The following is a 20,332-nucleotide window of genomic DNA, read 5'->3' on the forward strand; positions in this document are numbered from 1 at the left end:
TTATGCCTCTTTCTTTAAATGATATTTATAATGTCCTAGTATTTCATCGTTTTCAAATAACTTATACGAGATAAGGACCTCGTCCTCAGCCGTTTTAACTTCAGTAGTATACACTTTAAATCGGTGGCGCCCTGCGACTGTTTCATAGACAGTGTCCGTCAGCTTGCCTTTTACGAATTGGAACTTCATCGTCACTGGACCGCTTCTCATAATACGCACGACGTCGTCTTCTATACTTAAAATAACTGGAACAGTCTCTCCGTTCAGCATTTCATCGTATTTTAAAAACGTGCGATTCCCTTTTAAAATCTTTTCGACTTTAACTGTTTGTGAAAAGTTTTCGCGTCCACTCTTTTGTTTAATTGTCTGTTTTAATCGATACACAATTCGTCACCACCATAATGAGTAATTATAACATAATTTAGTGTCGATTCTTTTTAAAACGACTGTTACATAAAAGAAAAAAAGGCAGAGCAATCGCTCCACCTTTAGTGTCTTAGTTATCTGATATAACTAAAGATTATTGTACCTTTTCTTTTTGAATTAATCAAATGAAAATTAATATTTATACACCGAGGTACTCGTGGAGTTCTGTTGAGTTTTCCCACGCGACTGGATCGCGTTCTTTTAAAAATTCGATTAACGTTTGTTTTGTTTTGTCGTCTAACTCTTCGAGACGATAACGTCCTTTCATTGCGTGGTCTAAACTATTCACGTGTTCGTGCATCATTTTATACCCGCGGCGTCTACGTCCGACTTTATTCGTCATAAAGTAACACGACGTCACTCCGCTATAATACACACCTCGTTCGTCTTTATCTAAAGCCATCCATATTAAATTATAATCATTACGCTCGCCTTCTTCTTCTAACGCTTCACTCATATCTGTGAACCATTTGACGCCCTTTTCCGGTTTTGCACGCCCGTGAAGCCCACCCATGTCGACGAACGGTCGTTGCTCGGTGAGATCGATATACACTGGCGCAACGTCTTCAATAATCATTGCACCTTTATGACCATCTAACTCGTCATTTTTTATAATGTTAAATTGAAATCCTGGTTTTTTTGACACAGTTAATCCTCCTAAACATCATTTACGATAACTCATTTAATAAGTTTAAGATCTTCTTTTTAATTGTATCATCTTTAATACGCATAACTTTCTCTTTTGGATAATATAACTTCGCATTCGACCGGTCGAGCCCTGTAATCGCTTGTATGACTACAGATTCGGCACTAATTTCTCGAATGCTTCCGGATTCTTTTAATATGTGAATCGGCTGACGCGAAGACCCTGGTCGGTCGTAGTCATACGGCATATCAGAATATTTATCTGTAAGTAAAAAGTATTTAGGATCGATACCCGCTGCTTCAAATAAGCTTTCTAATTCCGAATACGTAATAAACCCATCGTAAAACGGTACGTAATTAAATAATTTTCGGTTCACGAACCGATCAGCAAGTTCATTGAGTATTTCATCGACCTCTTCCACCCACTCTTGTAGATAAAAATTCATAACAGTCTCGTCGAGTATTAAATAATCATGAACAGTTTCACGCTTCTCGAAGAACGGGATTAAATACTTCGGAGGCTGTTTAAAGACGTAGCCTCTTTCATATAATTCTTTTGCACGGTTAAAAATTAGTGTCAGCAACACTTCCCCCCCACGTGATACCGGGTGGAAATATATTTGCCAGTACATTTGATAGCGACTCATTAAATAATCTTCGACTGCGTGCATACCGCTATCTTTGATGAGTACTTCATCTTTTGAAGGGACCATCACTCGAAGCAGACGGTCGATATCGAATTTACCATATTCAACGCCTGTCACATACGAGTCACGCTGCAAGTAATCCATCCGGTCTGCGTCGATTTGACTCGATATCATCGAGATAATCAGTTTGTTTTCGTGAGTATGTGAAATAACGCTCGCAACTGCTTCAGGAAACGACTCGTCAACACGTTTTAATACGCGGTTCACTTCTGTGTCCCCGAGTATTATTTTTTTAGTATACGTTTCGTGGTCTGTTCCGAAAATCTTTTCAAACGAATGTGAAAACGGTCCGTGCCCGATATCATGTAATAACGCAGCACATAAAGCTAGTAGCCGGTCGTCTTTTGTCCATTTTTTATACCGAGAAAAGCTTTCGACCATTTTACGAACGATTTCATACACGCCTAAACTATGTGTAAACCGTGAATGCTCAGCTGACGGAAATGCGAAATATAACGTACCGAGCTGTTTAATTCGGCGAAGCCTTTGGAATTCTTTTGTCTTTATAAGATCCCAAATAACACGATCTGTCACGTGAATATAACTATGGACTGGGTCTTTAAACACTTTTTCTGATTCGAGTTGCTCGTATTTATAATCGGTCATTATCGATATCACCTCAATCGTTTAAACGTTCGTTTCTCTCCACCATGCGCTCACGTTGTTTATTAAATAACTCGAGAGCGTCGTTAGTTAAATGCTCACTTTTTTGAATGACACCAAAGAGCGTTTCTACCGTTTTTAATATTCTCTCTTCAGCTTCTGTCACTGTAAGTCCGTCTATCAGTTCTGATAGAGAAATCATGACATCCGGGTTCATGTCTAATCTTGGTGGATTGGAAGAGACGTCATAAAAGTCTTTCATTACTTCAGCGCGTTTACTTCCGGATCCTTCTACGGCTAAATAAATTTGTACAGCAACCGCTTCTTTAATACGTCGCTGTGAAATGCCTGCAAATTTTTTACCATCGACAGATAAGTCATAACTTCCCGGGCAATAACTTCCGACAATTTCATACGCTTTAATTTCTAATTCCGGAAAACTTTTTTGAATGATTTCAAGCATCTTATCATATCCGTCATCGATCGACGGAGCGTCTTTTTTCGGAATGACGAGCGATACATTTAGCACACCACCATCTAGCACAACTCCAAGTCCACCACTATTTCTAACGATGTAGTGATAGTCTTTTTCACGGAGTACTTTTAATCCTTCGTCGAGATGTTCTAAACGCATATCTTGAAGACCGAGTATTATAAAGTTGTCATGCACCCAGCTTCTGACGCGGGGTGTTTCATCTTCTGATACGAGGTGTTGAAGCACGTCGTCATATGCAAACGAATCAAACGGATGTTCAGTATACTCTTTTGGATAAAATAATACGGTGTTTTGCAATGGCTTGTCTCCTAAAGTTCTTTACATAGGAATATTATACTGCTTTTGTCACAAATTTTCGATATTTGGTGTTTGAATTCAGCCGAACAGACTGTACACTAAAATTAGGTAAATATTTTAAGGAGAGATATAAATGAGCGAAGCAGTTAAAACTTTAGACGGCTGGTGGAGTTTACATCTTTTATATAACGTAGACTGGCCAGCGTTAAGAATGCTTACTGATGAAGAAAGAGAGGAAATCGTTCGCGAGTTTGAAACGTTCTTAGAAAAGAGCGAAGCAGTCAGCGAGAAAAAAGAAGGCGACCACACGATGTACAACATTACTGGTCAAAAAGCAGACATCTTACTTTGGTTCCTACGCCCGACAGTTGAAGAGTTAAACGCGCTTGAAAACGAACTGAACAAGTTAAAAATTAGCGACTTCTTAATTCCTGAGTATTCGTACTTCTCAGCGATTGAAATGTCTAGCTATCTCGCGAAAGATTCAGACGAAGATCCGTACGAAAACCCATATGTAAGAAGCAGATTATATCCAGAATTAATGGACGCACAGTACTGCTGTTTCTATCCGATGGATAAAAAACGTGACCTCGACGATAACTGGTACATGTTACCAATCGAACGTCGCCGTGATTTAATGAGAGACCACGGGATGATCGGTCGTAAATACGCAGGTAAAATTAAACAGTACATTTTAGGGTCACAAGGACTCGACTTATATGAGTGGGGCGTCATGCTATTATCTGACGATATGCTCGAATTCAAAAACATTATTTACGAAATGAGATTCGACGAAACAAGTGCACGCTACGGTGTGTTCGGCGACTTCTACGTCGGTGTACGTTTAAGAAAAGAAGGATTACAAGAGTTCTTCCAAATTTAAAACGTTTGAAAATCCTTGAAAACGAGTATAGTATAGTATCTCGGTCAGGAGGAGAAACGAATGAATAAATTAATCAAACGTGCAATTGTATTTTTAGCACCGATCGTCGTCGCAAAAGTTGTCGACAAAGTACTCGGTGAAGACGATACAAAGAAGAAAAAACGCAAAAAATAAATAAAACAGCCTGTACTCACGTTGGGAGGATTTCCTTAACGAGTACAGGCTATTTTTATCTTTAAATGGTAATGTTGAAAATTATTTTTTGTTTTTGCTGCATCCTGCAGTGAGTCCGCTACTTTGTCCTTCATCTCCCCAGTAATCATTGCTCGCTTTGAATATCTTTTTACTTAAAAGAAGCATAACGATTAAGTTTACGAACATGACAAGTCCTAAGAAGACGTCTGTTAAATCCCAAATGGCTTTTAATCCGCCGATTCCACCAATGTATACTGCAACTAAAAAGATATAGCGGTAGATGCGCGCTTTCTTAGTTGAAGTAATTGTCGAAAGTTGCGATTCACCGACGTAGCCAAGTCCGATTACAGTACTATATGCAAATAAAATCGTCGCGATACCAACTGCGATACCTAATATCGGAGAAATATCTCCGAATACTTGTGCAACGATAGTCCCCGCGTCTTGTCCTTCTAGTTCAACTCCACTCGTCAGTAGCGCGAGCGCTGTAAATGTACAGACGACAGTGACTAAAAATACTTCTGTTACACCAAACACTGCTTGTTCGACTGGATTTTTAACACGAGCTGGTGCGTGAGATACTGTGAATACTGCTTGCCCTGCTCCTGAAACGAAAAATCCACGCGCGATACCATACTGCATAGCTTTCATAATTCCGTAACCTGCAAATCCTGCACCTGCTTCAGCCGGACTAAATGCCGATGAAAACACAAGCTGGACTGCAGGGATAATATCTTTATAGTGAATAATAATCACAATCGTCGCGACGATAATGTAAAAAAGCGACATAAACGGAATGAGTTTTTCTGCGACACTTCCGATACGTTTAACACCACCGACAATGACAATCCCAACAATCACGACGTTAACTGCTGCTAAGATATACAGGTAGTTCGATAAGTGCGGCGCGATATTTGTCATGTTCGACACCGTCACGTTAGACTGAATCATCGCACTCGCGAGACAGACAAGTACCATAAGTACAACGATTACTTCACCTAAATATTTTAGGCCAAGACCTTTACGCACGTATAACGCAGGTCCTCCGACATATGTACCGTCGCTTTTTTGCTCACGGAACATGACGATTAAAATAATCTCAGAGTATTTAATCACCATTCCGATAAAGGCAGCGATCCACATCCAAAGAAGTGCACCAGGCCCTCCGCTAATTAACGCGCTCGCAACACCAACGACACTTCCCATACCGATGACAGATGATAACGATACAAACATTGACTGTAACGATGTTAAGTCGCCATCTTGTTTTTCATCTTTATCGTCATTTAACCCACTAAACGACTGTTTAATAATTTTAAAGAAATTTTTAATATGTACGAACTTCGTACCAACGGTTAAGTAAATCCCGACGAGACCTAAAAACACTAAGGCCGCCGGCCCCCATATGACGCCGTTCACCTTATCAACGAACACCAAAAATTGATCTAACATACAGTTCACCCCTTAAGTTATATGTACTTTAGCACTAAACGTTTATTTTTAAACATTGGAGTGGGTTGGTGTACGGACCTGGGAGCGTCTTTTTAACTTTAAAAGGAGAAAAAGCACTTCTGTGCGTGTTTATCTAACAAAAATATCATGATTTTGTTAATTATCCGGGTTTATTTAACATATTTCGGCTGCTTGGTACGGTTTTTGTTAATTATAATTTTTTATCTAACAAAAAGGGATGAAAAACCCGAGATTCTGTTAATTATCTCGATATATTTAACAGATTTGACTATTTTTTGTTAATAAGATCGGGCCGGTAGTGGTTTTTTCATCTTTAAATGGTAAAAATACAACATCATCCAAATATATTTAACAAGAATTTCGCATTTTTGTTAATTATCCGGGTTTATTTAACATATTTCGGCTGCTTGGTACGGTTTTTGTTAATTATAATTTTTTATCTAACAAATACTGATGAAAAACCTGAGATTCTGTTAATTATCCGAATATATCTAACAAATTCAACTAATTTTTGTAAATAAAAAGATGAAAAGCCCGATACCCGGCGAACCAAGCAACCAGCTTTTCATCACCCGCAAAAAAGCACCTCACAAAAGAGGTGCTTATCATTACATCTTCACTTTTAAAATTTGGACGATTACCATGACCCATGACGCGATAAACATCACGCCTCCGATTGGTGTAATCGCGCCGAGGATACCAATGCCTGTCGTCGATAAAACAAATAGCGATCCTGCAAATAATAGAATTCCGATGAACATTACGATTCCTGCTGCATTAAACATTGTAGTTCCTGTCACACCATTTAATACACCGAGTAAAATCAACCCGAGCGCATGATACATTTGATATCTACACGCTGTCTCCCACACTTCTAAATAATGTTCGGATAACTTTCCTTCTAAACCGTGTGCGCCAAACGCACCTGCAGCGACACTGATGAGTGCGTTCACTGCACCGAGTATAATTAACATTCTCATTTTCTAATCTCCTTAAAAATCAAAAATCGACGTATTCGATTCGCCCGCAATATACGTGTTATCGAGCGTACATTTTTTTAACGGACGCGCCTCTTTTTTCACGTCGAGTGTAGGCTCATCGTCAACGGGTGGTTTATCTTTTAATAATTGTACCAATTTTTCAACTGTATATAAATGCTTTTCGTCGTTTGACGTTTCATATAAATCAAGTTCGTTTTTAATTGAGTTAATGACCTTTTTTCTCAAATTGTTCACTCCAATCTATTGGCGATTTTCCTTGTTCGATTAAGTACGCGTTCGCCCTACTATACGGATTCGTCCCGAAAAATCCACCTCTATTTGCAGCGAGCGGACTCGGGTGCACACCGGTAATAACTTTATGTTTTGACGTATCGATTAACTTTATTTTTTTCTTTGCGGGATTCCCCCATAAAATAAACACGAGTCCGTCACGTTCGTTACTTAGCGTTTCGATAATTGAGTCAGTGAAGCACTCCCAGCCGATACCTCGGTGTGAGTTTGCTTTATGTGCGTCGACGGTTAACACAGTGTTTAACAGTAGCACCCCTTCACGCGCCCAATCTGAAAGGTCACCGTCAGTACGTTTTACACCGAGATCATTTTCAAGTTCTTTATACATATTTCGTAAACTCGGCGGTACCGTCACATCAGGACGTACACTAAACGCAAGTCCATACGCTTGGTTCTCACCGTGGTACGGATCTTGACCAAGTATGACGACTTTCACGTCTTGAAACGGTGTTAACTGAAACGCACGATATATTTCATCTCGCTTTGGATAAACAACACCGTCACGATATTTATCTTCGAGCACTGTTTCAAGCTCGGTAAAATCACATTTTTGTTTAATTATTTTAAAACACTCTGACCAATTCATAGCAGGCCTCCTACATTCACAGTATACCATTTAAGTTAAGCATCAATGTAGATAAAGAGCACTTTATATAGTAAAATATAATCATTATTGTCTAGGATAGGAGAATGAGTAATATGACGCAGAAAAAAGTACTTACAATTGCGGGAACAGACGTCTCAGGAGGCGCTGGTTACGCAGCAGATATAAAGACATTTGAAGATCATGATTTATACGGTTTTTGTGCACTCACTACAATCGTGTCAATGGACCCAAATACGTGGTCTCACCGCGTACACCATGTTCCATTAGAAGTGTTAGATGAACAACTCGAAACAGCACTTTCTCTAAGCCCAAATACTGTTAAAACAGGAATGCTCCCAAATGAGGATGTCATTTCACGCGCAAGCGAAGCAATCAAAAAAAGTGACGCGGAGTTTTTCATCTTCGACCCAGTGATGGTATGTAAAGGTGACGACACAGTATTAAACCCAGGCGTTGTTGACAGCATGCAAAAAGAATTACTACCGATTTCAACAATCGTAACGCCGAACTTAGTTGAAGCGGGTAACTTAGCTGGTATAAAAACACCAAAAACAGTTGAAGAAGTAAAAGAAGCGGCTAAAAAGATTTACGAATACGGCCCTAAATACGTCGTAATTAAAGGTGGTACAGACCTTCAAGTCGATGAAGCACTAGACATCTTCTACGACGGTGAAAGCTTCTACGGATTATATGCAGATAAATTAGAAAAAGCATATAACCACGGTGCAGGATGTACATTCGCTGCAGCAGTCGCATCGAACTTTACGAATGGTTTAGAACCACTTGAAGCGGTTAAAGCAGCAAAAGCATTTGTCGCATCGGCAATTAAGCACGGTTCACAAATGAACGAACACGTTGGAGTTGTGAGACACAACGCATACAATAAAGTTGGTACAGTAGACGTACAAGTGAAACCACTATAACGGTAAGAGAGATTTTTATCTCTCTTATTATATTATGGAGGATTATAATGGGATTAAAACGAATTGATGAAGCTGAAGTACAGCGCCTACTCGATGCACATAAAAACGAACCTGTTTACTTATACGTTGAAGTAACGAGTGGCGTGTATGCAAGCCATAACGATGATACTAAATTTAATACAGGCACGTTTGTCCGAAACGTCCAAATCAAGTACACTGAGGGGACGCTTAAAGGTGGCGGTAATTTTGAATACCGCGTTGGCCTTAAACTCGACAATGACGGATGGGTATACGTGACTGGTCTGTCTCATTACACTGTTGAGGACGGGGTCTTTATCCTACATGGTATTGACCACGACGGAAAACTTGCTGCTGCATTAGAAATTAGTCGAGAGAAACTGAAAAAATAAGATTGAACGAGGGATATTATGTCACTTGAAAAAGAAAATCATGTACTAATTATTTACCCTCACCCAGACGACGAAGCGTTTGGTGTTGCAGGAACGATAATGACGTACCGAGATATGGGCGTGCCGGTGACGTATGCGTGCTTAACGTATGGTGATATGGGGCGCAACATCGGTAACCCACCAGTGACGCGTGAAACACTGTCTAAATTACGTAAACAAGAACAACTAGAAGCGGCACGACTCATGGATTTAGACGTGAGATTTTTAGATTATAGAGATAAGACACTCGAGTTTGAAGATCAAGAATTACTTGAAAATGATATACGAAAAGTAATTGAAGACACAGAGCCAACGCGTTTAATTACATTTTACCCGGGATACAGCGTACACCCGGATCACGAAGCGACTGCTGAAGCAGTATTGAACGTCGTCGCTGAAATGGAAGAAAGTAAGCGCCCAACGCTAACGCTCGTCGCATTTGATAAGCGTACGTTTGCTGATTTAGGCGAACCAACACTTCAAACGGATATTAAAAAGTATGCTGAACGTAAAAAAGAAGTACTCGCTGCACATAAATCTCAAACTGAAAAGCTGTTAATCGAGTTATGCAAAGATACTCAATTTAGTAAAGAGGCACGCGAGCGTTGGTTTGAAAAAGAAAACTTCTATTATTACGATATTAATGATTGGAAAAATAAGGAGTAGCTAAGCATGACGAATATAGATCTTTCAAATCGCGAAGCGCGATATAAACACTTTGGTTCGGTCGATCCAATTAAAGGGACAAAGCCAAAAACGAAAGAAGAAATGGCCGACTTACAGAATACGAAAAAAGACTTCCTCTTTGACGTACAATCTGTCGGTATCAATAACCTGACGTACCCTGTTCGAGTTGGAGATTACCAATCTGTTGGGAAATTCGAACTCGCAACGAGTTTACGACGTGACGAAAAAGGGATCAACATGAGCCGAATTTTAGAGTCGTTACAAACTCAAAATGACGGCGGAATTCTACTTGAATTTGATACGCTAGAAAAAGTACTCGCAGTACTAAAAGAACGTATGAACCAAGAATCATCTGAACTCACTGTCGAGTCCACATGGTTCTTTAACAAACCGTCACCTGGCACTGAACTTGATGCGGTAGCACACGCGGACGTACGTTATCATATGGAATACACGGATGACGCTGTGACAAAAACACAGTTTGGTATGACAGCAAGCGTCACGACGCTATGCCCATGTTCAAAAGAAATCAGTGAGTACAGCGCGCACAACCAGCGCGGATTTATAACGGTGCTTCTAGATATCGATGAAAACGAAGAAGTACCTGCTGATTACAAAGAAATCGTCTACCGAGCGTTAGAAATTAACGCATCGAGTCAGCTGTACCCGATTTTAAAAAGAACAGATGAAAAAATGGTCACAGAACGCGCGTATGAAAATCCACGTTTCGTTGAAGACCTCATTCGCCTCGTCGCATACGATATTCATGATCTACCATGGGTTAAGGCATTTGAAATCGAGTGCCGCAACGAAGAAAGCATACACCAACACGATGCATTCAGCCGTATGAGATTTGAGAAATAATAAATGTGAGCTAGACCTAGGCGGGTCTAGCTTTTTTGTTTGGAGTTGTTCGTGATGTGTGTGTATGATGGGATTTATTTAACAACAAATAGTCAATTCTGTTAGATATATTGATTTAATTAACAGATTCGCGAGTTTTACATCAGTTTTTGTTAGATAAAAAATTATATTTAACAAAAATTACGCTCGGCGACCAGAATTTGTTAAATATATCCGGATAATTAACACAATCACGATATTTTTGTTAGATAAATTTTGGAAAGGTTGTGCTTTTACTCTTAAAAGATGAAAAGATACTGTGAGCCTGATTTTATTTACAAAAATTAGTTGAATCTGTTAGATATATTGATTTAATTAACAGATTCGCGAGTTTTTCATCAATTTTTGTTAGATAAAAAATTATATTTAACAAAAATTACGCTCGGCGACCAGAATTTGTTAAATATATCCGGATAATTAACAAAATCACGATATTTTTGTTAGATAAATCCAGACGAAAAAGTATTATTACACTTTATATCCATCACTCTACTATTTAAAAGAATAAAAACCTGCTCTCTACTTTGTTTGACCAGCTCCTCGCCTTTTTTCGCTCACTTCGTTATAGTTAAGACATATAAACCGTTAAGGAGACGCTATTTTATGAACAAAACTCGAATTTTCTACGCACTGCGCGTCATGTTGATCGCGTTTTTAGTGTTTAATACGATTAATAACCTTGTCGAATCTCCGTCTGGTAGTATTTCGAGTATTTTAATGTACTCGATTATGTGTGCAGTACTCGTCGTTGCTGTTTCTTTATTACTTCTCGGAAAACCAGACGAATTCAAATAAAAAACGCCTTTAAGTGTGGGCTTGAAATATCATCATTTCAAGCCCGCGTTTCACTTAAGGCGTTTTCGTTTTTTATTCGCTCTCAACTCTTTAAAAAAGTCTGTGAGCATCTGTCCACATTCATCTGCTAAAACACCAGCAACTACTTCTGCTTGGTGATTGAACCGCTTCTCATTCAGTAAATGCATTAAACTGTCGACTGTGCCGCCTTTTTTGTCAGACGCTCCGTAAACGACAGTTGGGATACGGCTCATTATAATCACCCCGCTGCACATAACGCACGGCTCGAGTGTCACATAAAGTGTACACTCTTCGAGCCTGAATGTGCCGAGCGCTTCACATGCGGATTCTATCGCAAGAAGTTCCGCGTGGGCTGTCGGTTGCTGTGATGTTTCACGTAAGTTATGTGCGCGAGCGATGATTTCGTCATCTTTTACGATGACTGCTCCGATCGGTACTTCACCAATCTCCGCTGCTTTTTTAGCTTCTATAATTGCGTGTTGCATATATTTTTCGTGGTTCATTAGACGATAAACTTCCCACCGTTAAATAATTCATGCACACCGTCAACAATATGATCTGCGTCACTTAAAAACTCTCGAGTCGACGTGCCACTTAGTACTCCAATTGTCGTGACACCATCATCTTTTCCAAGTTGCGTATCCGTATAATTATCTCCGACAACTGCGATTTCATCATACGTATAACCCGCTTCAATGATCGTATCCAAAACTTCAACGTCTGGCTTAGAATAGATTGAATCATCTCCAGCAATCACAAAATCGACGAGTTCGTTTAAATTAAATTTCTTTAAAAATGCTTCTGTACTTAGTCTCGAGTCAGACGTCACAATCGCATTTTTATAGCCGAGTCGCTGTCCTTCTCTTAACGCTTCGACAGCACCAGGAAGTAGCTCCATGTTATTTAAGTATTTATGAACGTGTTTTAAATAATACTCTTCTGCCCAATCGCCACCACCATATGCGCGTCTATCATACGCATTTTGAATGTCTCGCCCTGTTCCAGAAGCAAGCATCGAGTTCGGCTGAATTTTTTCATCAACAAACCCGACCTCACGTCTAAACGCCTCGTCATATCCAAGGTCAAAATGTGCTTCAAACGCGTCTAAACTCGCCTTCGCGAACGGCGTCCATATTTTTTCGTAATTTAGTAATGTGCCGTCTTTGTCATAAGCGATCACTTTTACCAAAAAATCACCTACTGCTCTGTCACTTTTACTTTGATGTTTTTAAGCATCACTTCTGTCATTTTATCTAAATCATATTTCGGATTAAAATCCCACTGCTCTTTTGCTTCACTACAATCGAGTGAGTTTGGCCATGACTCTGCAATCCCTTGGCGCACAGGGTCAACATCATAATTCAGTTTAAAATCTGGAATGTGTTTACGAATCGACTCTGCAACCATTTCAGGTTCAATACTCATCGCTGAAACGTTAAACGCGTTACGCGTTTTTAATTTTTCTGGATCTGCATGTAATAAGTCGATAATCGCATCGATTGCATCATCCATAAACATCATATCCATGTAAGTCCCTTTGTCGATAAAGGACGTGTACTCGCCCTTACGAATCGCATCGAAATAAATTTCGACCGCGTAGTCTGTCGTTCCGCCACCCGGCTCTTGCATAAAGCTAATTAAACCAGGGAAACGTACAGAACGTGTATCGACGCCGAACTTCGTGTAGTAATAATCTAAAAGAAGTTCTCCTGCCACTTTGTTCACACCGTACATCGTCGTCGGACGCATCAGTGTGTGCTGTGGTGTATTATCTTTAGGCGTGCTCGGACCAAAACTTCCGATCGAGCTTGGTGTAAAGTACTGCGTACCATAAATACGAGCCGCTTCAATCGTGTTAAATAAGCCACCCATATTAATATGCCAAGCGAGCTCTGGATTTTCTTCAGCAGTCGCACTGAGTAACGCCGCTAAATGGAGAATCGAATCCGGCTGGAACGCTTCAACGACCTCCATAACGCGTTCTTTATCTGTCACATCTAAAATCTCAAACGATTTGCCGACCATCGGTCCACGTTCTGGCATACGAATATCCGTTGGTAACACATTTTCTTCGCCGTAAATTTCTCTTAAACGTACGACGAGTTCGGTCCCAATTTGTCCTAAAGCTCCAGTCACTAAAAACTTTTCCACGATGAAAATCCTCCTTAAATGATGCCGAGTTCTTTACCGACTTCTGTGTAAATTTCGATTGCTTGATCGAGCATTTCTTTAGTGTGTGCTGCTGTTGGCATGTTTCTCACACGCCCTGTACCTCTTGGTACTGTTGGGAATACAATCGATTTCGCGTATACGCCTTTTTCTTGTAGGCGACGTGAAAACTCTTGTGCTTTCTTTTCTTCACCAATAATAACTGGAGTAATCGGTGTTTCAGAGTTTCCGATGTCAAATCCAGCATCTTTTAAGCCTTGTTTTAAGTAGTTTCCATTTTCCCAAAGTTTGTCATGAAGTTCAGTTGATGCCATTAATTTTTCTACCGCTTTTGTAATTGCTGCAGTATCTGCTGGCGTTAGCGCTGTTGAGAATAAGAACGGGCGCGCTGCAACTTTTAAGTAGTCGACTAAATCTTTAGATCCCGCAACGTATCCTCCTACGACACCAATTGCTTTAGATAAAGTACCCATTTGTAAGTCGACTTCTTTTTCTAAGCCAAAGTGTTTTACTGTTCCGGCACCTTTACCCATAACACCTGACCCGTGCGCGTCGTCGACGTACGTAATAAGATCGAATTCTTTTGCGACCTTAATCATTTCAGGTAAGTTTACGACGTCTCCGTCCATTGAGAATACACCGTCCGTGATGTACATCACTTTATTGTATTCGCCAGACTCTGTCGCTTCTTTTGCTTTTTTACGTAAATCTTCTGGGTCGTTATGATTTACACGAATAATTTTCGCACCAGATAAACGACATCCATCGATAATGCTCGCATGGTTTAATTCGTCAGAAAGAATTGCGTCCCCTTTTTTCATAATTGCAGGAATTGCACCTTGGTTTGCGTTAAAACCTGACGTTAACGCAATAACCGCTTCTGTACCTTTAAACTTCGCAAGTTTTTCTTCTAAATCTCTATGAAGATCCATCGTACCGTTAATCGTACGTACAGCTCCTGCACCGACACCGTGTGAGTCGATTGCTTCTTTTGCAACTGCTTTCATTTCTTCATCTGTTGCAAGACCGAGATAGTTATTTGACGATAAGTTAATTAATTCTTTTCCATCGATATTGATAATTGGACCGTTCGCACCTTCTACAACGTCGATTTCGTTGTATAGACCGTTATCCTTTAATTCAGTTAAATTCTGATTTAAATACTCTTGTAAAGTCTTTGACATAATTTAAACGTCCTCCTTAAAGTTCTTAACTTATATTTTAACAGAATACAAAGTTACTTAAAATCAAATGATATTTATAATGTATTTGAAATTTTCGGACTATTTTAACCCACTCTCCAATTGATTCTGTTAAACTATTAATATTAAAGATAGGAGTGATGTTACGATGACGATTGAAAAACTCGTTTCTAACTATGAAAGTGACATGGTCGAGACTAGACGCTATCTCCACCAACATCCCGAACTTTCATTTCAAGAAGAAAAAACATATCAATTTATATTAGATCGTTTAAAGTCGTATGATGGCATTGAAATTAAAGAGCGTGTCGGTGAAAACGACGACAACGACGGTAAAGGTATCTTTGCAAGTTTTGGTAGCGGGCGTCCGCACATTGCGTTTCGTGCCGATTTTGACGCGTTACCAATACAAGATAAAAAAGACGTGCCGTACAAATCTACTGTGGACGGAGTGATGCACGCATGTGGACATGACGCGCATACTACGACGCTACTCACACTCGTCGACGCTGTCTCAAAATTTAAAGATAAATTAAATGGTAAGGTGAGTTTTATCTTCCAATATGGTGAAGAAGAACCACCAGGTGGCGCTGAAGCGATGATTAAAGATCGTATTTTAGATGACGTCGATTTTGTCTACGGCCAACATTACTGGAGTCAGTTCGATACACATGAAATTCACTCTACGAGTGGTGCATTAATTGCGAGCCCTGATAAATTTAGAATTACGATTCAAGGCCGTGGTGGGCATGCAGCGTATCCACAAAGAAACATCGACGCGATTTTAATTGCGAGCGAGTTAATAGTGAATTTACAGTCGGTCGTATCCCGTCAAATTTCACCGATTGACCGTGCAGTTGTGACGTTTGGTCATATTAAAGCTGGGGACACATTCAACGTCATGCCAGACCGCGTCGTATTAGAAGGAACAGTACGCACGTTTGACCACGACGTCAGAGAAGAAATCGTAAAAATTTTCGAGCGTGAAATTGAGGCTGCAACTAAAAAACGTGGTGCTGAAGCTGATTTCTTTTACCATAGAGGATTCCCACCAGTAATCAACCACGAAAGAGAAGTTGGTATCGTAGAGGAAGCAGCAAAATCACTCGGCTTAAATTACACAGACACAAAACCTTTAATGATCGGTGAAGACTTCTCGTTTTACATTCAAGATACTCCGGGTGCGTTCTTCTTAACAGGTTCAGGTAATGAAAGTAAAAATTCAACGTACGCGCACCATCATGAAATGTTTGACTTAGATGAAGACGCGATGTTGTCCGCTTTAAAAATGTTTATGAAAATTATTGAACTAGAAAATATCATTACGTGGGACGAGTAAGGAGGAGATTCTATGAACATTCGTGAAGCGATACTCGAACATTTTGAAGACGCTGTGAAAAGACGTAGACATTTACATATGTACCCAGAGCCTTCATTTCAAGAGTTTAAAACAAAACAATATATTTATGATGAATTAAAAGATTTACCTTTAGAAATTGAAAGAGACGTCGGTGGAAATGGTGTCGTCGCGCGTTTAATCGTCGATGAGTCATACGATACACTCGCATTTCGTGCAGACTTCGACGCGCTTTTAATCCAAGAAGAAAATGACGTGCCGTATAAATCTAAAAACGACGGTGTGATGCACGCTTGTGGGCACGACGCGCATACAGCTGCACTGATTACATTTGCGCATATTTTATCAGAACATAAAGATGAACTACCGGTAAACGTGGTCTTTATCTTCCAACACGCTGAGGAACTCGTTCCAGGTGGTGCAAAATCGATGATCGAAGACGGCTGTTTAGATGGCGTCGATTATTTCTTTGGTACGCACGTGGCGTCTTTAAAGCCTGTCCATGAATTTGGCTGGAACTACGAATCGATGTACGCAAATGCCGATACATTCACGATTACAGCGACAGGTAAAGGTGGACACGGTGCTGCACCTCATACGACGCACGATCCAGTCGTCGCTTCCGCGTATTTAATCGAGCAGTTACAGTCTATTGTGTCGAGAAATGTCGATCCGTTAGAATCTGCAGTCCTTTCAGTCACTGCATTTAACGCTGGAAAAGCATTTAACGTAATTCCACAATACGTCGAGATAAAAGGAACTGTCCGCACATATGAAAGTGACGTCCGCGAACTCGTACTATCACGCATTGAAGAAATCGCTAAAGGCGTAGGACTCGCACAAAACGTCGACTTCGACGTTGAAATTCACCGCGGTTACCCTGCGCTTAAAAACGACGTCAAAATGACAGATTACGTGCGCGGTCTAGCTGAAAAAGACGTCGACTTCGTCGAAAGCGTCGTGAAACTCCCACCATCAATGGGTGGAGAAGATGCAGCGTACTATTTACAAAAAGTACCAGGTTGCTACTTCTCAACAGGTGTAGGAAATGTCGAGAAAGGAATTACACATCCGCACCACCATCCAAAATTCGATATCGACGAGGACGGCATGAAATCCGTACTCGAACTCTTCTTAAAAATCGTCATGAACTTTGGCGAGTTAGAGAAGTAAATATTAGATAGTCTCCTCTTTGGTTAGAGGGGACTTTTTGTGTGAATGTAGATGAGTTTCCCAGTAGTTGAGCGTCTCAGTAGGCTTTTGTTCTTTTGGTAGGTTAAAGAGGACGTTAATTAACAGAAAAAACGCTAATCTGTTAAATATATCAAGATAATTAACAAAAACTTAGGATTTCAACATGTTTTTGTTAGATAAAAAAATATATTTAACAAAAAGTCTGTCTCACACCCGAAATTTGTTAAATATATCCGGATATCTAACAGAATCATGATATTTTTGTTAATTATAATTTTAAGAAAGTGTATTTTTATCATTATAGAAGATAAATAACCTTCTGAGCAGCGCTTATTTACAAAAATCTCGCTAATTTGTTAAATATATCAAGATAATTAACAAAAACTTAGGATTTCAACATGTTTTTGTTAGATAAAAAAATATATTTAACAAAAAGTTGGTCTCGGCGACGAAATCTGTTAAATATATCCGGATATCTAACAGAATCACACTTTTTTTGTTAATTATAATTTTAAGAAAGTGTATTATCTCCCTTTAACGTATAATGTCGTCCTTTCTTGTCTCCATGACTGTGACAAATCACATTTAATAGTCGTCGCAGCTTGCTCGGTGTATACGCGTGCCCAATCCATTCACTTAAACGACTCAATGTAATTGCATCATTTGGAAATAACGTCTTCATCTCGGTAATACTTCTTCTAATTGCGTTCTCGATTTTTTCATCAGCACCACACGATTGGCATTTCAAACTATTATACGTCTCGACCTCAAGCCATCCCGAACAACTTTGACACGTTAGACCTTTTCTCGCCTGACTAAAATCTAATTTCAATTCAAGATTATATCGAGACTCCTTCAGTCGAGCAGACTCTAATTTCTTCAACGTATAGCTATGATTCTTATCGTATGCCTCTTCATTTAGTGATTCTAAAAATCGATTCAGTTGACTCGCCATCACAATCGGCTTATCACGCGTTAACTGATAAAGCGAACATTGATCATTTACAAACACCACATAGTATCGAACATCTAAATTTAAATTTAGCCGTTTCAACTGATTTTTTAACATAATCTCTGCACGTTCTGTTTGAGACAATGGATTTTTAATTTTACGCAAAGGATTTAAACGATAAAAACCATCATCTCGCAATTCAAAATCACCATAGAAGTTTTTAATCTCAATGATAATGCATGTATTATTCAACACGATTAAAAAATCAATCTGGCATTCACTTCCGCCACTTTCAAAACGATAATCAGTGATCACCGCGATATTATCATTTAACTTATTGTCCATTAAACTTTTAAAATAAAATTCTCCAACCTTGCCTTTTCTCTCTAACTCGAGTTCAAGCTGTTGCTCTCGGTCCAAATCATATCTTCTTTCCAAAAACTCTAATTCACTTATTGTCATTTTTATCCCTCCTAAACACATATGCTAGGAAAGTGCGATTTATCTTTTAAAACTTTCAGTGAACACGCGATTTCCTAGAAAATAAACGCTTCAGAGGGTTTTTATTCTTTTAAATTACAAAAATTCTGCTGATTTGTTAAATATATCCGGATATCTAACAAAACTAGGATATTTTTGTTAGATAAAATCCCACGAAAGAGTTTTTTTATCCTTTAGAAGATAAAACACTCCAAGACACCTACCAATGCATCCGTATATAGAAAAATCTAACCCACGTCTTACGAGGGTTAGATTCCATTCATCTCTATGCTTTTTTATATTTCGTATAAATCGATATTACTAAAAGTCCGAGTCCTATAATCGCGAAACTCGCAAACATCCATACTGTACCACCGCTTCCAAGCGATCCACCTGTATATAGTATTTCTTTTAATGTTGTTGCATATTTTACAAATGGGTTCCATGGTACAACGTAATTTTGATAGAACGTTGGTAACATTTGTTTTGGTAGCATAATTGCTGGCATCGTAAAGAATACGAATAAGATGAAGATTGGAATTGTCGCGAATCCAATCCACGCGAAGAATCCAACAATCAATGATGTGAATCCTAGTATTGCAATAGATATATATGTCGCAGTTAATAGAGTGTTATTAAAATTGAATCCCATCACCCAGTCCATGTAGTAAACATAAGTAAATCCACCAACTATACTAGTAATTACAATCATCGTCGGTAATGCTATCGCTAGTTTATGTCGGTTTTCACCTTCTAGATTATCCTTGTTATTTCTAATAATCAGATAAGATAATACTGAAATTATCATAGGAGTTAGCCAAATTGGAAAAAACATGACTCCATGCGCATTTCCGTTTGCTTGATGGTCTTTCACTTCATTCAATATCGTTTGCTCTACTTTAACTCGATGTGTTAACTGATCAATTTTTGAAGCAGATACATTTACATCATTCTCTGATAAAATCGATACACTTTGTTTACTAATTTGATCATTCATAGTATCCGTAATTTTACTTAGAATTTGAGTTGCCATTTGTGATAATTGTGCTTCTGCACCTTGGTTAATGATAATCTCTAAATTCGCTTGTTCTGGTTTAATTTCGTCCATCTCAGACGGGTCTGGTTGATTTTTCATCATTTTCGCAATTTCTTCTTTGCTTAATTTTCCAGATTCAATCAACTTTTTCATTTCTGCTTGTTTATGATTGATTAAAATACTTTGAGCACTACTCATCGCATTTTTAGAGAAATTTTTATCGATAACTAATGCACCAATAAAATCCTTGTTTTCTAAACCTTCTTTTAGCTCTTCTTCACTCTTTACCTCGTGCCACTCTATTTCATCTCCATCATTCGATTTTACCTTCTTCACGAACTCTTCACCGATGTTTACCTCTTCACCTTGCTGCTCGATTCCTTCATCTTGTGTAAAAATTGCGAGAGGAATATTTTTCGGCTGTGGATTGTATGCCGGATAAAAAGCTGTCGCTAAAATCACTAATAAAAGCACAGCAACGACTGGTATCATGCCTAACTTAATCTTTTTCACTGTATATAACCTCCTGAAATTTGTTAT

The 20,332-nt window shown here is 39.1% G+C and carries 22 protein-coding genes; 8 read left to right on the plus strand and 14 right to left on the minus strand.

All coding sequences use genetic code 11. The features are described 5' to 3' along the window. From BBS29_RS04625 to BBS29_RS04640, 4 genes are all read right to left on the minus strand, one after another. Positions 1–384, minus strand: coding sequence for a DUF1934 domain-containing protein (locus tag BBS29_RS04625; RefSeq protein ID WP_068129459.1), 384 nt, complete (start codon positions 382–384; stop codon positions 1–3). A gap of 181 nt (positions 385–565) precedes the next feature. Continuing rightward, positions 566–1,072, minus strand: coding sequence for a YwhD family protein (locus BBS29_RS04630; protein WP_068129460.1), 507 nt, complete (start codon positions 1,070–1,072; stop codon positions 566–568). 22 nt (positions 1,073–1,094) lie between these two features. Then, positions 1,095–2,384, minus strand: a complete 1,290-nt coding sequence (locus tag BBS29_RS04635; protein WP_068129461.1) for an HD domain-containing protein — start codon at positions 2,382–2,384, stop codon at positions 1,095–1,097. A gap of 13 nt (positions 2,385–2,397) precedes the next feature. After that, positions 2,398–3,174 (minus strand): lipoate--protein ligase family protein, encoded by a 777-nt coding sequence (locus BBS29_RS04640; RefSeq protein WP_068129462.1) that lies wholly within the window; start codon positions 3,172–3,174, stop codon positions 2,398–2,400. 133 nt (positions 3,175–3,307) lie between these two features. Between BBS29_RS04640 and hemQ the strand changes: the two genes are divergently transcribed. Further along, the gene (gene hemQ, locus BBS29_RS04645; RefSeq protein WP_040928620.1) at positions 3,308–4,057 is read left to right on the plus strand and encodes a hydrogen peroxide-dependent heme synthase; all 750 of its coding nucleotides are present in this window, start codon (positions 3,308–3,310) and stop codon (positions 4,055–4,057) included. Between the two features lie 255 nt (positions 4,058–4,312). Here hemQ and BBS29_RS04650 read toward each other — a convergent pair whose 3' ends face one another. From BBS29_RS04650 to BBS29_RS04665, 4 genes are all read right to left on the minus strand, one after another. Then, the gene (locus BBS29_RS04650) at positions 4,313–5,704 is read right to left on the minus strand and encodes an alanine/glycine:cation symporter family protein (protein ID WP_068129463.1); all 1,392 of its coding nucleotides are present in this window, start codon (positions 5,702–5,704) and stop codon (positions 4,313–4,315) included. Positions 5,705–6,333: 629 nt separating this feature from the next. Next, entirely contained in the window at positions 6,334–6,705 is a 372-nt protein-coding gene (locus BBS29_RS04655) for a DUF423 domain-containing protein (RefSeq protein WP_068129468.1), read from the minus strand. 12 nt (positions 6,706–6,717) lie between these two features. Next, positions 6,718–6,951 (minus strand): hypothetical protein, encoded by a 234-nt coding sequence (locus BBS29_RS04660; protein WP_068129470.1) that lies wholly within the window; start codon positions 6,949–6,951, stop codon positions 6,718–6,720. Beyond that, complete coding sequence (locus tag BBS29_RS04665) at positions 6,932–7,603, minus strand: uracil-DNA glycosylase (RefSeq protein WP_068129472.1); 672 nt, start codon at positions 7,601–7,603, stop codon at positions 6,932–6,934. The genes BBS29_RS04660 and BBS29_RS04665 overlap by 20 nt, the downstream gene beginning before the upstream one ends. A gap of 113 nt (positions 7,604–7,716) precedes the next feature. On the opposite strand from BBS29_RS04665, the gene thiD reads away from it, so the two are divergent. From thiD to BBS29_RS04690, 5 genes are all read left to right on the plus strand, one after another. Then, complete coding sequence (gene thiD / locus BBS29_RS04670) at positions 7,717–8,547, plus strand: bifunctional hydroxymethylpyrimidine kinase/phosphomethylpyrimidine kinase (RefSeq protein ID WP_068129473.1); 831 nt, start codon at positions 7,717–7,719, stop codon at positions 8,545–8,547. 47 nt (positions 8,548–8,594) lie between these two features. Further along, complete coding sequence (locus BBS29_RS04675; RefSeq protein ID WP_068129474.1) at positions 8,595–8,957, plus strand: DUF1806 family protein; 363 nt, start codon at positions 8,595–8,597, stop codon at positions 8,955–8,957. An 18-nt stretch (positions 8,958–8,975) separates the two neighbouring features. Continuing rightward, the gene (bshB2, locus tag BBS29_RS04680; protein WP_068129475.1) at positions 8,976–9,662 is read left to right on the plus strand and encodes a bacillithiol biosynthesis deacetylase BshB2; all 687 of its coding nucleotides are present in this window, start codon (positions 8,976–8,978) and stop codon (positions 9,660–9,662) included. 6 nt (positions 9,663–9,668) lie between these two features. After that, positions 9,669–10,547 (plus strand): GTP cyclohydrolase FolE2, encoded by an 879-nt coding sequence (folE2, locus tag BBS29_RS04685; protein ID WP_068129476.1) that lies wholly within the window; start codon positions 9,669–9,671, stop codon positions 10,545–10,547. Between the two features lie 642 nt (positions 10,548–11,189). Continuing rightward, positions 11,190–11,381, plus strand: a complete 192-nt coding sequence (locus BBS29_RS04690; protein ID WP_068129477.1) for a hypothetical protein — start codon at positions 11,190–11,192, stop codon at positions 11,379–11,381. Between the two features lie 50 nt (positions 11,382–11,431). On the opposite strand, the gene tadA is transcribed toward BBS29_RS04690, so the two are convergent. Genes tadA through BBS29_RS04710 form a run of 4 tightly spaced genes read right to left on the minus strand, consistent with a single transcriptional unit; the run spans position 11,432 to position 14,755 of the window. Continuing rightward, a complete protein-coding gene (gene tadA / locus BBS29_RS04695; RefSeq protein WP_068129478.1) occupies positions 11,432–11,905 on the minus strand; it encodes a tRNA adenosine(34) deaminase TadA in 474 nt (157 codons plus the stop codon). Beyond that, positions 11,905–12,582, minus strand: coding sequence for an HAD family hydrolase (locus tag BBS29_RS04700; protein WP_257009086.1), 678 nt, complete (start codon positions 12,580–12,582; stop codon positions 11,905–11,907). The genes tadA and BBS29_RS04700 overlap by 1 nt, the downstream gene beginning before the upstream one ends. A 17-nt stretch (positions 12,583–12,599) precedes the next feature. Continuing rightward, positions 12,600–13,553, minus strand: coding sequence for an NAD-dependent epimerase/dehydratase family protein (locus BBS29_RS04705; protein WP_068129480.1), 954 nt, complete (start codon positions 13,551–13,553; stop codon positions 12,600–12,602). 14 nt (positions 13,554–13,567) lie between these two features. Then, positions 13,568–14,755, minus strand: coding sequence for a glycine C-acetyltransferase (locus tag BBS29_RS04710; protein WP_068129481.1), 1,188 nt, complete (start codon positions 14,753–14,755; stop codon positions 13,568–13,570). A 166-nt stretch (positions 14,756–14,921) separates the two neighbouring features. Here BBS29_RS04710 and BBS29_RS04715 point away from each other — a divergent pair, with 166 nt between their 5' ends. Together BBS29_RS04715 and BBS29_RS04720 are read left to right on the plus strand one after the other, a co-directional pair. After that, a complete protein-coding gene (locus BBS29_RS04715) occupies positions 14,922–16,112 on the plus strand; it encodes a M20 metallopeptidase family protein (protein WP_068129483.1) in 1,191 nt (396 codons plus the stop codon). A 12-nt stretch (positions 16,113–16,124) separates the two neighbouring features. Next, positions 16,125–17,303 (plus strand): M20 metallopeptidase family protein, encoded by a 1,179-nt coding sequence (locus tag BBS29_RS04720; RefSeq protein ID WP_068129485.1) that lies wholly within the window; start codon positions 16,125–16,127, stop codon positions 17,301–17,303. Positions 17,304–17,835: 532 nt separating this feature from the next. Here the strand turns inward: BBS29_RS04720 and BBS29_RS04725 are convergent. Continuing rightward, positions 17,836–18,738, minus strand: coding sequence for a nuclease-related domain-containing protein (locus BBS29_RS04725; RefSeq protein ID WP_068129488.1), 903 nt, complete (start codon positions 18,736–18,738; stop codon positions 17,836–17,838). A gap of 304 nt (positions 18,739–19,042) precedes the next feature. Beyond that, complete coding sequence (locus BBS29_RS04730; RefSeq protein ID WP_143861260.1) at positions 19,043–20,305, minus strand: ABC transporter permease; 1,263 nt, start codon at positions 20,303–20,305, stop codon at positions 19,043–19,045. Between the last annotated feature and the right edge of the window lie 27 nt (positions 20,306–20,332).

Source organism: Nosocomiicoccus ampullae, assembly GCF_001696685.1.
GTDB lineage: Bacteria > Bacillota > Bacilli > Staphylococcales > Salinicoccaceae > Nosocomiicoccus > Nosocomiicoccus ampullae_A.

Bases quoted from the DNA above. Each gene is read 5' to 3' on its own strand.
- BBS29_RS04675 (WP_068129474.1), top strand. From the start codon at position 8,595: ATGGGATTAAAACGAATTGATGAAGCTGAAGTACAGCGCCTACTCGAT.
- folE2 (WP_068129476.1), top strand. From the start codon at position 9,669: ATGACGAATATAGATCTTTCAAATCGCGAAGCGCGATATAAACACTTT.
- hemQ (WP_040928620.1), top strand. From the start codon at position 3,308: ATGAGCGAAGCAGTTAAAACTTTAGACGGCTGGTGGAGTTTACATCTT.
- tadA (WP_068129478.1), bottom strand. From the start codon at position 11,905: ATGAACCACGAAAAATATATGCAACACGCAATTATAGAAGCTAAAAAA.
- BBS29_RS04635 (WP_068129461.1), bottom strand. From the start codon at position 2,384: ATGACCGATTATAAATACGAGCAACTCGAATCAGAAAAAGTGTTTAAA.
- BBS29_RS04725 (WP_068129488.1), bottom strand. From the start codon at position 18,738: ATGACAATAAGTGAATTAGAGTTTTTGGAAAGAAGATATGATTTGGAC.
- BBS29_RS04690 (WP_068129477.1), top strand. From the start codon at position 11,190: ATGAACAAAACTCGAATTTTCTACGCACTGCGCGTCATGTTGATCGCG.
- BBS29_RS04715 (WP_068129483.1), top strand. From the start codon at position 14,922: ATGACGATTGAAAAACTCGTTTCTAACTATGAAAGTGACATGGTCGAG.
- BBS29_RS04710 (WP_068129481.1), bottom strand. From the start codon at position 14,755: ATGTCAAAGACTTTACAAGAGTATTTAAATCAGAATTTAACTGAATTA.
- thiD (WP_068129473.1), top strand. From the start codon at position 7,717: ATGACGCAGAAAAAAGTACTTACAATTGCGGGAACAGACGTCTCAGGA.
- BBS29_RS04720 (WP_068129485.1), top strand. From the start codon at position 16,125: ATGAACATTCGTGAAGCGATACTCGAACATTTTGAAGACGCTGTGAAA.
- BBS29_RS04655 (WP_068129468.1), bottom strand. From the start codon at position 6,705: ATGAGAATGTTAATTATACTCGGTGCAGTGAACGCACTCATCAGTGTC.
- bshB2 (WP_068129475.1), top strand. From the start codon at position 8,976: ATGTCACTTGAAAAAGAAAATCATGTACTAATTATTTACCCTCACCCA.
- BBS29_RS04650 (WP_068129463.1), bottom strand. From the start codon at position 5,704: ATGTTAGATCAATTTTTGGTGTTCGTTGATAAGGTGAACGGCGTCATA.
- BBS29_RS04665 (WP_068129472.1), bottom strand. From the start codon at position 7,603: ATGAATTGGTCAGAGTGTTTTAAAATAATTAAACAAAAATGTGATTTT.